Genomic DNA, 12718 nt, shown 5'->3' on the forward strand with positions numbered 1-12718 from the left:
GCACGTGAGCTCGGGGGCTATACGACGCGCGACGATGCGCGCGATGCTGATCATGATGGCGGCCTCGACTACGGTGCTCGCCGGGTGCACCGCGAATCCGCCACCACCGATCGAGAGCACGGACAGCCCCAAGACGACACCGGCCAAGCCCGGTAAGAACACCGTCGTGGTGGCCATCGATGACATCGGTATCGGGTTCAACCCGCACCTGCGTTCCGATCAGTCACCGGCCACCGCGGCGGTGAGTTCGATGGTGTTGCCGAGCCCGTTCCGGCCGGTGCCGAACCCGGCGTTGCCCGGCGCCACCGAATGGGTGCCCGATACAGCGCTGGTGGTCTCGGCCGATGTGACCGCGCAAGAACCGTTCACCATCACCTATACGCTGCGCAACCAGGCGAACTGGTCCGATGGCGCGCCGATCGCAGCGGAGGACTTCCGGTTCCTGTGGCAGCAGATGATCAGCCAGCCGGGTGTCGTCGATCCGGCGGGATATCGGCACATCGCCGATATCAGCTCCTCCGGCGGCGGTAAGACGGTGACCGTCACCATGACCGAGCCGTACCCGGCCTGGCGTGAGCTGTTCACGAATCTGCTGCCCTCGCATCTGATCAAGGACCAGCCGGGCGGTTTCGCCACCGGTCTGGTCGAGGGCGTGCAGGTATCGGGCGGCAATTTCCGCATCAAATCGACCGATCGCGGGCGCGACGAGATCCTGCTCGAACGTAACGATCGCTACTGGGGTACGCCCGCCGCGCCGGACCAGATCCTGCTGCGCCGCGGCGGAACTCCCGCGCAGCTGGCCGATTCGCTGCGCACCGGTGATGCCCAGATGGCGTTGGTGCACGGGGGTGTCGCGACCCAGGCGCAGTTGGCGGCGATCCCGTCGGTGCGCACCGTGATCATGCCGCAATCGCGTGAGCTGCAGTTCGTCATCAATGGGCGCAGTGGCGATCTCAGCGATCCGCGGGTGCGACGCGGGGTGACCGCGCTGATCGATCCGACGCTGCTCGCCACCGTTGCCGGGCAGACCGGTGGCTGGGTCGAGCCGGTGCGCGCGCAGATCCTGACGCCGTCCGATCCCGGCTACACACCGACCGCGCCGCCGCGGCCGCCCGCGGAGGAGGCCTTCGCGCTGCTCGCCGAGGCGGGTTATGGCCGTGCACCGGAGACGCCGCCGGTGCAGTCGCCGACCTCACCCGCGCCTCGGCCCCGCTCGGTCGCGAAAAACGGTAAGGCACTGGCGATTCGGATCGGCGCGGTCCAGGGCGATGCCACCGCGCTCGCGGTCGCCAATACCGCCGCGGACCAATTGCGCAGTGCTGGAATAGATGCCAGCGTGCGCAGCCTCGCCGCGGATACGCTCTACGGTAAGGAACTCACCGAAGGCGGTGTCGACGCCATCGTCGGCTGGGAGGTCGCCGGTTCGGATCCGGCCACCGTACTCTCCTCTCGTTATGGCTGCCCGCCGGTGGAAGTCGGTACCAGCAACGGGAATTCGCAGACCGCAATCGAGGCGGCCAAGAAGGCGCCGAGCAATCTGTCCGGCATCTGCGATCCCGGACTGCAGCCTTCCATCGACGAGGCGTTGCGCGGTGTCGAGGTCGGCCGGGCGCTGGGCGATGCCGAGCCGAAACTGTGGGCACTGGCGACGGTGCTGCCGATCGTGCAGGACAACGTCGTGGCCGCATCCGGTCCACGCGTCGACGGTGCGTCGTTGAGCGGGGCCATCCAGGTCGGCATTTTCGGTGACGCGGCGATGTGGCGCAGGATCCCATGACGGGTGGACTACTGCTGGTGCACGCCCATCCTGACGACGAATCCATCACTACCGGGGGCACCATCGCGCACTACCGTCGTCGTGGCGTTCCGGTGACGGTGGTGACCTGCACCCTCGGCGAAGAGGGTGAGGTGATCGGGGACGAGTGGGCGCAGTTGACCGCCGAGCACGCCGATCAGCTGGGCGGATATCGGATATCGGAGCTGACCGAGGCGCTGGCCGTGCTGAAGGCCGGACCGCCGCGATTCCTCGGCGGCGCGGGCCGCTGGCGCGACTCCGGTATGGCGGGCACGCCCGCGGCGGAGCATCCGCGGGCCTTCGTGCACTCCGGCGCCGCCGCCGTGGACGCGCTCACCGCGATCGTGCTGGAACTGCGGCCCGCCGTGGTGATCGGCTACGACCCGCGCGGCGGCTACGGGCATCCGGACCATATCCGGGCGCACTGGGTCACCTCGGCGGCGGTCACCGCGGCGGCCGAACAGGGCTGGGACACCCCGAAGTTCTATTGGACGGTGACCGACGGCGACATGCTGCGCCTGCACACCGAGACGCTGGCTCGGCGGACCGTAGAGGGGCTGCCGGGGGCATTGCCGCGCGGCTGGCGGCTGCCCACCGCGGGGGAACTGGCGAGCGTGCCGAGTCATACGGTGACGACCACCGTCGACGTGTCCGATTCGCTGGCCGCCAAGCGGGCGGCGCTGCGTGCGCATGCCACCCAGGTAATAGTCGCGCCGTCGGGGCGGGAGTTCGTGCTCTCCAATAACGTTGCGCAGCCGGTACTTCCGGAAGAGCACTTCGTGCTGGTTCGCGGCACTCGAGGTCCGGTGGGGCCGGACGGACGCGAGCACGACCTGTTCGCGGGGCTGTAGCACCTGCGCGTTTCACCCGATACTGCGCGGCTCGCCGACCGTTGCCTGAGGGTTGCTGTCATGGCTGTTCTGGACGCCGGGTACCGTCTTTGTGATTTTGGACATCAATGTGGAGGCATAGCGGTTCATGACAGCGGTCGGCGACAAGGCTCACCTCAGTATCGAGGATCACGGGTATCACAAGAGTCTCAAACCGCGTCAGCTTCAGATGATCGCCATGGGCGGTGCCATCGGAACCGGTCTGTTCCTCGGTGCGGGCGGGCGACTGGCGAGTGCGGGACCAGGACTTTTCTTGGTATACGCGGTGTGTGGCGTCTTCGTCTTCTTCATTCTGCGCGCACTCGGTGAGCTGGTGCTGCACCGGCCCTCATCCGGTTCGTTCGTCTCCTACGCCCGCGAGTTCTTCGGCGAGAAGGCCGCTTTCGTCGCCGGTTGGATGTATTTCCTGAACTGGTCGATGACCGGAATCGCCGATACCACCGCGATTGCTCAGTATTTCCACTATTGGGCCGGATTCACCCACATTCCGCAGTGGCTGCTCGCGCTGATCGCGCTGGTGCTCGTGCTCGGGGTCAATCTGGTCTCGGTCAAATGGTTCGGCGAGATGGAGTTCTGGGCGGCACTGGTGAAGGTGGCGGCGCTGAGCGCGTTCCTGATCATCGGCACCGTATTCCTGATCGGCCGATTCACCGTGCAGGGTGCGGCGACCGGTCCGAGCGTGGTCGCCGATCACGGCGGACTGTTCCCGACCGGGATCCTGCCGCTGGTCGTGGTGACTTCCGGTGTCGTGTTCGCCTATGCCGCCGTCGAATTGGTTGGCACTGCGGCGGGGGAGACGGAGAATCCGGCCAAGATCATGCCGCGCGCGATCAACTCGGTCATCCTGCGGATCGCGGTCTTCTACGTCGGCTCGCTGGTACTGCTCGGCCTGCTGCTGCCCTACACCAGCTACAAGTCCGGCGAGAGCCCGTTCGTCACCTTCTTCACCATGCTCGGCGTGCCGAGTATCGGCAGCGTAATGAATGTCGTCGTGCTCACCGCCGCCTTCTCCAGCCTGAATGCCGGCCTGTACTCCACCGGACGCATCCTGCGGTCGATGTCGATGAACGGCAGTGCGCCCAAGTTCACCGGGGTCATGGGCGGCAACGGTGTGCCATACGGCGGCATCCTGCTCACCAGCCTGATCGCGCTCTGTGGCATCGCGCTCAACGGCATGGTGCCCGAACGCGCCTTCGAGATCGTGCTGAATATGGCCTCGCTCGGCATCATCGCCTCCTGGGCCACCATCGTGCTGTGCCAGTTGCAGCTGTGGCGCTGGTGGAAGCGGGGCACATTGCAGCGTCCGGAGTTCCGCATGTGGGGCGCACCGTGGACCGGCCTGCTCACACTGGTTTTCCTGTTCTTCGTGGTGGTGCTCACCGGCGTCGACTATCCGGTCGGCACCTGGACCGTCGCCTCGCTCGTTGTGATCATCCCGGCGCTGATCATCGGCTGGTACGCCGCCCGCAAACGGGTCCTCGCGATCGCCGCCATGCGCGGGGGCTACACCGGCGAATTCCCCGTTGTCGCGAACATCCCCATTGAAGGTGACTGATCTCGGAATAGACTCCGACCATGTACAACTGGGAACTGCAGAACGCCATCGCTGCCTTCGTGGACAGCCTGCGCCCCGGCGCGCAGCAACAGCACGATCTCTACATGTCGGTGCTGTACGCGTTCGTCGATATGCAGAGCCATCTGCTCACCCTCCTCGGTTACCCGCCGGTCGCGTGAGTGTCGACTTCGAGAAGGCGACCGACCGCACCTTCGGTGCCCCCGAGCCCTTTCCGCTGGGCCCGGTGATCATCGGCGTCCTGGTCTTGGACGCCCTGATCACCCTGGCACTGGAAGTCCTCTACCTCCCCACCTACATCGGCACGGTCGCCTTCCCGCTGTCAGCGGTGCTGGCCGGTGTGGTGAATGTCCTGCTGGTCATGGGCGTCCATTCGGTAACCCACCGCATCAGCGCGGCGCTGCTTCCATTGGCCGCGTGGACCTTCGGCTTCCTCGCCTGCTCGGCAACCGGCCCCGGCGGCGACATCCTGCTGGCAAGCGATTGGCGCACACTACTTCTGCTGTTCTGCGGCTTGGTCCCGCCCTTGCTGTACCTCTACTTCCGTGCGAACGCCGGTCTGTTCAGTCGCTGAGTTATCGGGCTCGGACGGTGTGTGGTCAGTCCAGTCGAACCGCCAGGGTGGCGATGACCGCGTCGGTGCGGGCACGCAGCGCGGCAGCCAGGACGGGGCCGCGCGGGTTGTGCAGGGGGCGGTGCCACCAGCGGTCGGCTTCGACTTGGGCGAGTAGGACGGTGACCTGGCGGCCCTGGCGGGTTTGGTTGCGGACGTAGCCGACGAGGGTGGCGACGAGACTGCGGCGAGGGGAGGGCAGGACCATCAGGGGGACGCCCGGATCCCATTCCTTCCATTGGGCGCTGAGGCGACGCGTGGCGGCGGGATCGATTTCGGCTGCCACGGCGACGATTTCGCCGCCGAAGGATTGAGCGGTGCGCAGGGCGCGGGCGGCGACCTCGCTGACGGCGACCATCGGGACCACGATGAGCATTGGTTCTTGATCCGGGGATTGTGGTGGCAGGACCGGGATTCGGCCGAGGCCGAGTTGTTCGGCGACGCTGTGGTAATAGTTCTCGGTCCGGGCGAACAGGGTGACCAACGCGGGCACGATGATCAGCAGCAGCCACGCGCCTTCGGTGAACTTCTCGATGAGCAGGACCACGGCGGCGACGGCGGTGAGTATCGCGCCGAAGCCGTTGAGGGCGGCGCGTGGGAGCCAGCCGGAGCCACGCTGTTCGCGCCAGTGGCGCACCAGGCCGGTCTGGCTGATGGTGAAGCCGATGAAGACTCCGACCGCATAAACCGGTAGCAGCCGGTGGGTTTCGGCGTCGACCACGATCAGCACGGTGGTTGCCAGGATGGCAAGGGCCGCGACGCCGTAACGGAATACCGGGCGTTCGGAGCGCAATGCGAACAGGTGGGCGACGCGATGATCCTTCGCCAACAGTGACAGCAGCACCGGCAGACCGCCGAAGCTGGTATTGGCGGCCAGGCCCAGGGCGAGCGTGACCGCCAGACTGGTGACATAGAACGGCCAGCCGGTGCCGAATGCCGCCGCCGACAGTTGGGCGAGCAGGGTTACCTCACCGCGCGGCACCGCGTGATGGCGACGAATCAGGAAGGCCAGTCCGAGCAGCATCGTGCACAGCAGCACGCCGAGGGCGACCTCGGTGTGCTGGGCCCGCCGCACGGACGGAGTTCGGAACGACGGCACCGCGTTGGCGATCGCCTCGACACCTGTCAGCGCCGAGCAGCCTGCGGAAAAGGCCTTGAGCAGCAATAAGATTCCGACGGTATCGATCGGCACGATCGGGCCGAGATCGGTGCCGATCACCGCGACCGGTTCCGGCCGGAACAATCCGACCACGATCACCGCGAGGATCGCGACGATGAACAACAGCGTCGGCCCCATCAGCACCTTCGCCGATTCGGCCACCCCGATCAGATTGATCACCGTCAGCGTCGCCAGTCCGATCAGCGTGATCAACAGCAGATGATCGGCCAGTGCCGGAAACGCGCTGGCCAAACTGGCCGCACCGGCGGCAAGACTCACCGCGACGGTCAGCACATAGTCCACCACCAGACTCGCCGCCGCGAGCAAGCTCGCGCCGCGACCGAGATCCTTCTTCGCCACCGCATAGGACCCGCCGCCGTCCGGATGGACGGCGATAACCTGCCGATACGACAGCACCAATATCAGCAACAGTGCAGCGATCGCCAGTGACACCGGCAGGGTCCACGACACCGCCGCCGCACCCGCCGCGATGAGCACCAGCACGATCGCCTCGGGCCCATACGCCACGCTGGACAGCGCATCCAGCGATAACGCCGCCAAACCGCCGATCGCGGTCAGTCGATATTTGTCGCCGCGCTGCATTCGCCGTACCCGGCGATCGGCGATGGGCAACTCCCGCGTCGGCGATGTCGAGGTCTCGACCACGATCACCATTGAACTCGGCGCGGTACTGGCAATCGATCAGCGACACCGGGTGAATCGGGCCGAGCGGACGGATCGACTGAGTCACGCTCTATTGTCGAAGCGGACGGTCTCAGACACCGAAATATGGAGCAATGATGGAACGGCGCATGATCGGGGAACTCGTCCAGGTGCCAGCCGGGGCGGTCCACGTTCGACAGGACGGTCCGGCCGATGGCAAACCCATTGTGCTGCTGCACGGATTCGAGGGGTCGGTGCACTGGTGGGACGGACTCACCCCGCTGCTGGCCGACACCTACCGGGTGATCCGGGTCGACCTGCTCGGATTCGGTTGCACCACAGGGGAACCCGGATTCGATCAGCGCGCGCAGAGCGAGATGTTGACCGCGGTGCTCGAGCAGTTCGAAGTCACCGACGCCACGGCCGTCGGGCATTCGTGGGGCGCGGACAGTGCGCTCGGACTCGCGGAACTATCGGGTCGGGTCAGCGAGGTCGTCGTCGTCGATCAGGCCCCCGACTGCGATGAGATCCGGATTCTGCGGGTCATGCGTCCGGTACTGAGGCTGCTCGGCTGGGCGCCGATCGGACGAGCCGTACATGCGCTGCTGAACAACGACGTGCTGCTGCGCCGCGCGCTCGGTGCCGGTTTCGCGCGCGGGTTCGATCCGGATGCCAACGGGCCCGGGTGGTCACAGCTGCGGTCCGACCACCGGGCGATGTGCTGGCGTGCCAACCGGGCCGTCATGGTGGAACGCCCGCTGGCACTGACGGTGCGCCCGCTGGATGCACAGATCTGCGCTCTCGGCCTGCCCGCCTTGGTGATTCACGGTCGTCACGACAGTCTCTACGCTTGGCGCAATACGACCGAACGCTACGCCGCCGCTGGTGCGCGAGTCGAGGTGATCGATACCGCTGGACACTCACCGAATGTGGAAGCCCCCGACCAAGTGGCCGCCGCCATCCGCGACTTCCTGGCAAACCCGAGCCGAACACGATCAGCCGCAAGCTGATTCGCCAGCCGTCTCCGCATGCCGTGACCGCGTCCGGGAATCGGGGCGGCGGGGCCGCATCGGTCGGTATCAGCGAGTGCCGAGGCGTCCGGGCGTCGCTGATTCGATGAGCGCCCAGGCCTGGTCGAGCGGAATGTCGACGACGAGGTAGCGCTTCTTCCCGGCCGCGGTGGCGGCTACCACGGTGGCGACGCCGGAGCGGCGCTGCCAGAAGGATTGGCGGACGGTCCAGCCGATGATGCCCGGAGCCTCCAGGCAGTCACGATCGCGGTCGAGCGAACCGGAGCGGGTGATCAGCCAAGCCGGGTTGGTTTCAGTGGCGGGCAGGACGGCATGGCCGAGTCCGCGGTAGCGGTCCGCCGCCAGCGCGGCGGCGATCGGGGCCGTGAGCGCGGGCAGCAGCCACCACCACGGTGAAAGGTCCGCTCCGGCAAGGGAAGTGATCCCCAGCACGGCCGCGACGATCGGGATCGGGCTCAACGCCCGGGTGTACCTGCGGCGGCGCGCGATCGGGCCGTGCGCGATCAGTGGTGCGGTGCTCACGGTCGCGCCTTGCTGCTGCACGGGGCTCGTCGCCATATTCTCGGCGCCTCGTGGCACGAGCAATTCCGCCAGCGTGCGTTCGATGGCGGAGCGCGGTGCCTGCGGAAGGATCTTTTGACGCGGACTCTGACCGGTCATGATGGCTTCCAACTCGGCGGCACCCGCCAAGCGCAGCAGCAGCGGCTCGTTGACGGTCGCGCCGCGGAAGCGGGCCAGATCCAGGGTGATCTGCCGGGTGGTGAACAGTCCGTGGCGCAGGTGCAGGGTGCGGTCGTCATCGAGCACCCGCAGCCCGAAATAGGTAGCCAGATAACGGGCGCAGGCCGCGAGGCTGACGATCACCACGATCGCGACGATCAGCAGTGCGATGACGATCGCGATCAGGGCGGCACTGCCGTCCTCGAGGCTGTGCACCGCGTCCGAACTGAACAGCACCTGGCCGATCCCGTACTGGAACGCGATACCGACAATGGGGGCGATGATCGCGAAACCGGTCAGCGACAGCGGTGCGTAACGCACCCAGCTCCCTTGCCAATGGCCGATCTCGCGGGCGTCGTGGGACGCGTACTCCGGCCGGCCTTTTCGCAGCGGATCAACAATCTGTTGTTCAGCGGGCGACTCCCCGGCCGAGGTATGGGCGAGCAGAACCGCCCGCAACCGCGGCACCACATCCGCGTCCAACGCGTCCAACTTGAACTTCTCGCGCGAATCCGCATGCTGTCCAGTACCTATCGCCAGTACGGCGAGTCCGAGCACCCGATGCAGCAGATCGGCTTCGATATCCACCGACCGGATCCGCGACCGCGGCACCGACAGCTTCTTGCGCTGGATCAACCCGGTGCGCAACTCCACATGCGTCGGCCCGACCCGGTAGGTGGTGGTGAACCAGCGCGTCAGCGCGAAGCCGACGATCAGCGCCAAAGCGATGAGACCCCAGAGGTGGTTGCCGGTATTGGTCCCGAGGATGACCGACCCGATCAGCACCGGGATGAACTTCACCACCTCGGTAATGGGGTGTACCAACAGCATTCGCCTATCCAGCCGCAACCACGGCTGATCCGTCTCCGGCGCGAGATCGGATTCCGGCACGTTTTCGGTCATGTCGCGTCCCCGCGGTGCAATGCGGCGATCTCGGTCAGCCGCGTGACGGTCTGCTCGGCGACCGGCAGATCGAGTGCGGAGATCCGCACCGCTCCGGCGGACGATGCCGTCGTGACGGTCACCGTCGCCAGACCGAGCAACCGCTCCAGCGGCCCGCGCTCGGTATCAACGGTCTGCACCCTGGAGATCGGCGCCACCCGGCTCTCGATCGCCAACCACCCGACCCGGGTGTACACCGCCTCATCGGTCACCTCCCACCGATGCACGGCGTATCGCCACAGCGGCACCACTGCGATACTCAGCCCCGCGAGCACCACCGCCACCGCGAAGACGACCAACTGCGCGCCCCGGTGCCCGGTATCGACCAGCGCCCAGACGATCAACGCCACGACGGGAAGCACCCATCCGACCGCGGCCTGAATCGTCCACAACAGCTTGGCCTTGGTACTCGGACGCCAGGCCGGGTCGGCCATGATCGTGCGCGACTGCGACATGCCTGCCATGGTTCCACGCGCACGCTCCGGACGCGCGGGACCAGGAACCATCGAATCATCGGCCAGCGCCTTCGTGCGCGACGGCAAGCCGGCTTTTCCGCGATCGCGCTGGACCGACGGGCCGCCGCCGAGGCGATCACGAACCACCGCAAAAACGGCTGGGCCTGCGCGGGAATAGATTGACCCGTGAATTCGGAATAGTGCGTGCAACCCCGGAGTTGGCAACGGTCACGAGCACTGGAGGGAGACAGCCCAGGATGTGTAGCGCATGATCGAGGGCGTGACCGAGCTAGCGACCCCGAGCGTCCCGCCCGCACCGCCAACGCCATCGGCAATGCGCCGTGCGCTGCGGCGGGCCCGCGACGGCGTGACACTGAACGTGGACGAGGCGGCCGTGCTGCTGCACGCGCGCGGCGACGACCTCGTCGACCTGTGTCGCAGCGCCGCCCGGGTGCGAGATGCCGGACTGGAATCGGCGGGGCGGCCGAAGACGATCAGTTATTCGCGCAATGTCTTCATCCCGCTGACCAAGCTGTGCCGGGACAAATGCCACTACTGCACCTTCGTCACGGTGCCCGGCAAGTTGCGCGCCGAGGGCAAGGGCATGTTCCTGGAGCCCGACGAGGTGCTCGATATCGCGCGGCGCGGCGCGGCGCTCGGCTGCAAGGAGGCGCTGTTCACCCTCGGTGACCGGCCCGAGGACCGCTGGCCGGAGGCCGCGCAGTGGCTCGACGAGCGCGGCTACGACTCCACGCTGGACTACTTGCGCGCCGTCTCGATCATGGTGCTCGAGGAGACCGGCCTGCTGCCGCATCTGAATCCCGGCGTGATGAGCTGGGAGGAGATCTCCCGGCTCAAGCCGGTGGCGCAGTCGATGGGCATGATGCTCGAGACCACCGCCACCCGGCTGTTCACCGAGAAGGGCAACTGCCACTACGGAAGTCCGGATAAGGATCCGGCGGTGCGGCTGCGCGCCATCACCGACGCGGGTCGGCTTTCGGTGCCCTACACCACCGGCATTCTGGTCGGCATCGGCGAGACGCTGACCGAGCGCGCCGAGTCGATCATGGCGATCCGCAAGCAGCACAAGGCATTCGGGCATATCCAGGAAGTGATCATCCAGAACTTCCGGGCCAAGGACGACACCGCCATGCGCGATGTCCCGGACGCTGGCATGGAGGAGTTCCGTGCCACCATCGCGGTCACCCGACTGCTGCTCGGACCCGACGTTCCAGTGCAGGCGCCGCCGAACCTGGTGTCGCACTCCGAATGCCAGGCTCTGATCGATGCGGGCATCGATGACTGGGGCGGCGTCTCGCCGGTCACCCCCGACCACGTCAACCCCGAACGGCCCTGGCCGAACCTCGATACGTTGCGCGAAATCACCGAGGCCGCCGGCTACGAACTCGTCGAACGCACTTCGGCGCATCCGAAATATGTGCGCGCGGGCAATCCGTGGGTCGATCCGCGCATCGGCGCACATGTCGCGGCGCTCACCGATCCGAGGACCGGTCTGGCGAATCCGGATGCGATCCCGGTCGGCCTGCCCTGGCAGGAACCGGACGAGTCGTGGGAATCCGCGGGCCGCATCGACCTCAATACCTCGATCGATTCCGAGGGCCGAAATACCGAGAGCCGCAGCGATTCCGCACTGGGCCAGGATGTCGTCGGTGCCTTCGGCGATTGGGACACCATTCGCGAACAGGCCCGCGATCTCGCGGTCGCGACACCCGAGCGGCTCGATTCCGATGTGCTCGCCGCGCTGCGCGCCGCCGAAAACGATCCGGCTGGCCTCACCGACGCCGAATACCTCGCGCTGGCAACCGCGGAGGGGCCGGCACTGGAGGCGGTCACCGCACTGGCCGACCAACTGCGCCGCGATGTCAACGGCGATGAGGTCACCTATGTGGTGAACCGGAATATCAACTTCACCAATATCTGCTACACCGGTTGCCGCTTCTGCGCGTTCGCCCAGCGCAAGGGTGATGCCGACGCGTTCACCCTGAGTATGGACGAGGTCGCCGACCGCGCCTGGGAGGCGCATGTCGACGGCGCGACCGAAATCTGTATGCAGGGCGGTATCGACCCGGATCTGCCGGTCACCGGCTATGCCGATCTGGTGCGCGCGATCAAGCAGCGGGTGCCGTCGATGCATGTGCACGCGTTCAGTCCGATGGAGATCGTGAACGGCGCCTCGCGCGGCGGGCAGAGCATCCGCGATTGGTTGGTCGCGCTGAAGGAAGCCGGACTGGACACGATTCCGGGCACGGCGGCGGAGATCCTCGACGACGAGGTCCGCTGGGTGCTCACCAAGGGGAAATTGCCGACCTCCGCGTGGGTCGAGGTGATCACCACCGCGCATCAGGTCGGCCTGCGCTCGAGTTCCACGATGATGTACGGCCACGTCGACAACCCGAAGCACTGGGTCGGACATCTGCGAGTGCTGCGCGGAATCCAGGACGAGACAGGCGGTTTCACCGAATTCGTGCTGCTGCCGTTCGTGCATCAGAGCGCGCCGCTGTATCTGGCGGGCGCGGCGCGACCGGGCCCGACCATTCGGGACAACCGCGCGGCCCATGCCCTCGCGCGGATCATGTTGCACGGCCGCATCGATAACATTCAGACCAGCTGGGTGAAACTCGGCACGGCGGGCACTCGCATGATGCTCAACGGCGGCGCCAATGATCTCGGCGGTACCTTGATGGAAGAGACCATCTCCCGCATGGCCGGATCCCAACACGGCTCCGCCAAGACCGTCGCGGAACTCGCCGAGATCGCCGAGGGTATCGGCCGTCCGGTGCGCGAACGCACCACCACCTACGGTGTTCCACCGCGGAAGATTTCGGCGGCGCTGCCACTGTCGGTGGGGTAGTACAC

At 66.7% G+C, this 12718-nt stretch carries 10 protein-coding genes; 7 read left to right on the forward strand and 3 right to left on the reverse strand.

All coding sequences use genetic code 11. From position 1 onward, the window contains the following. The first annotated feature begins 34 nt into the window (after positions 1–34). The 5 genes from ACQP1G_RS07375 (at position 35) to ACQP1G_RS07395 (ending at position 4832) form a co-directional block, all read left to right on the forward strand. On the forward strand, positions 35–1777 hold the full coding sequence (locus tag ACQP1G_RS07375; protein ID WP_433208252.1) for an ABC transporter family substrate-binding protein: 1743 nt from the start codon (positions 35–37) through the stop codon (positions 1775–1777). Then, entirely contained in the window at positions 1774–2646 is an 873-nt protein-coding gene (mshB, locus tag ACQP1G_RS07380) for an N-acetyl-1-D-myo-inositol-2-amino-2-deoxy-alpha-D-glucopyranoside deacetylase (protein ID WP_433199873.1), read from the forward strand. The genes ACQP1G_RS07375 and mshB overlap by 4 nt, the downstream gene beginning before the upstream one ends. Before the next feature lie 127 nt (positions 2647–2773). Beyond that, the gene (locus ACQP1G_RS07385; RefSeq protein ID WP_433199876.1) at positions 2774–4240 is read left to right on the forward strand and encodes an amino acid permease; all 1467 of its coding nucleotides are present in this window, start codon (positions 2774–2776) and stop codon (positions 4238–4240) included. A gap of 20 nt (positions 4241–4260) precedes the next feature. After that, positions 4261–4419: a hypothetical protein gene (locus tag ACQP1G_RS07390; protein WP_433199878.1), complete on the forward strand. Its 159-nt coding sequence runs from the start codon at positions 4261–4263 to the stop codon at positions 4417–4419. After that, entirely contained in the window at positions 4416–4832 is a 417-nt protein-coding gene (locus ACQP1G_RS07395) for a hypothetical protein (protein ID WP_433199881.1), read from the forward strand. The genes ACQP1G_RS07390 and ACQP1G_RS07395 overlap by 4 nt, the downstream gene beginning before the upstream one ends. Before the next feature lie 25 nt (positions 4833–4857). Here ACQP1G_RS07395 and ACQP1G_RS07400 read toward each other — a convergent pair whose 3' ends face one another. After that, positions 4858–6633 (reverse strand): APC family permease, encoded by a 1776-nt coding sequence (locus ACQP1G_RS07400; protein WP_433208255.1) that lies wholly within the window; start codon positions 6631–6633, stop codon positions 4858–4860. Positions 6634–6827: 194 nt separating this feature from the next. On the opposite strand from ACQP1G_RS07400, the gene ACQP1G_RS07405 reads away from it, so the two are divergent. Continuing rightward, positions 6828–7703 (forward strand): alpha/beta fold hydrolase, encoded by an 876-nt coding sequence (locus ACQP1G_RS07405; protein WP_433199884.1) that lies wholly within the window; start codon positions 6828–6830, stop codon positions 7701–7703. A gap of 69 nt (positions 7704–7772) precedes the next feature. On the opposite strand, the gene ACQP1G_RS07410 is transcribed toward ACQP1G_RS07405, so the two are convergent. Both ACQP1G_RS07410 and ACQP1G_RS07415 read right to left on the reverse strand, forming a co-directional pair. Next, on the reverse strand, positions 7773–9347 hold the full coding sequence (locus ACQP1G_RS07410) for a PH domain-containing protein (protein WP_433199887.1): 1575 nt from the start codon (positions 9345–9347) through the stop codon (positions 7773–7775). Beyond that, positions 9344–9841 (reverse strand): PH domain-containing protein, encoded by a 498-nt coding sequence (locus tag ACQP1G_RS07415; protein WP_433199890.1) that lies wholly within the window; start codon positions 9839–9841, stop codon positions 9344–9346. Before ACQP1G_RS07415 ends, ACQP1G_RS07410 begins: the two co-directional genes overlap by 4 nt. Positions 9842–10109: 268 nt before the next feature. On the opposite strand from ACQP1G_RS07415, the gene ACQP1G_RS07420 reads away from it, so the two are divergent. Further along, the gene (locus ACQP1G_RS07420; RefSeq protein ID WP_433199893.1) at positions 10110–12713 is read left to right on the forward strand and encodes a bifunctional FO biosynthesis protein CofGH; all 2604 of its coding nucleotides are present in this window, start codon (positions 10110–10112) and stop codon (positions 12711–12713) included. Positions 12714–12718 lie beyond the last annotated feature (5 nt).

It is taken from the genome of Nocardia sp. CA-107356, from assembly GCF_050946365.1.
In the GTDB taxonomy this organism is placed as follows: Bacteria; Actinomycetota; Actinomycetes; order Mycobacteriales; family Mycobacteriaceae; genus Nocardia.

Excerpts from the sequence above, each read along its gene's own strand:
- ACQP1G_RS07375 (WP_433208252.1), top strand. The coding sequence starts at position 35 with ATGCGCGCGATGCTGATCATGATGGCGGCCTCGACTACGGTGCTCGCC.
- mshB (WP_433199873.1), top strand. The coding sequence starts at position 1,774 with ATGACGGGTGGACTACTGCTGGTGCACGCCCATCCTGACGACGAATCC.
- ACQP1G_RS07385 (WP_433199876.1), top strand. The coding sequence starts at position 2,774 with ATGACAGCGGTCGGCGACAAGGCTCACCTCAGTATCGAGGATCACGGG.
- ACQP1G_RS07390 (WP_433199878.1), top strand. The coding sequence starts at position 4,261 with ATGTACAACTGGGAACTGCAGAACGCCATCGCTGCCTTCGTGGACAGC.
- ACQP1G_RS07400 (WP_433208255.1), bottom strand. The coding sequence starts at position 6,633 with ATGCAGCGCGGCGACAAATATCGACTGACCGCGATCGGCGGTTTGGCG.
- ACQP1G_RS07405 (WP_433199884.1), top strand. The coding sequence starts at position 6,828 with ATGATGGAACGGCGCATGATCGGGGAACTCGTCCAGGTGCCAGCCGGG.
- ACQP1G_RS07410 (WP_433199887.1), bottom strand. The coding sequence starts at position 9,347 with ATGACCGAAAACGTGCCGGAATCCGATCTCGCGCCGGAGACGGATCAG.
- ACQP1G_RS07415 (WP_433199890.1), bottom strand. The coding sequence starts at position 9,841 with ATGTCGCAGTCGCGCACGATCATGGCCGACCCGGCCTGGCGTCCGAGT.
- ACQP1G_RS07420 (WP_433199893.1), top strand. The coding sequence starts at position 10,110 with ATGATCGAGGGCGTGACCGAGCTAGCGACCCCGAGCGTCCCGCCCGCA.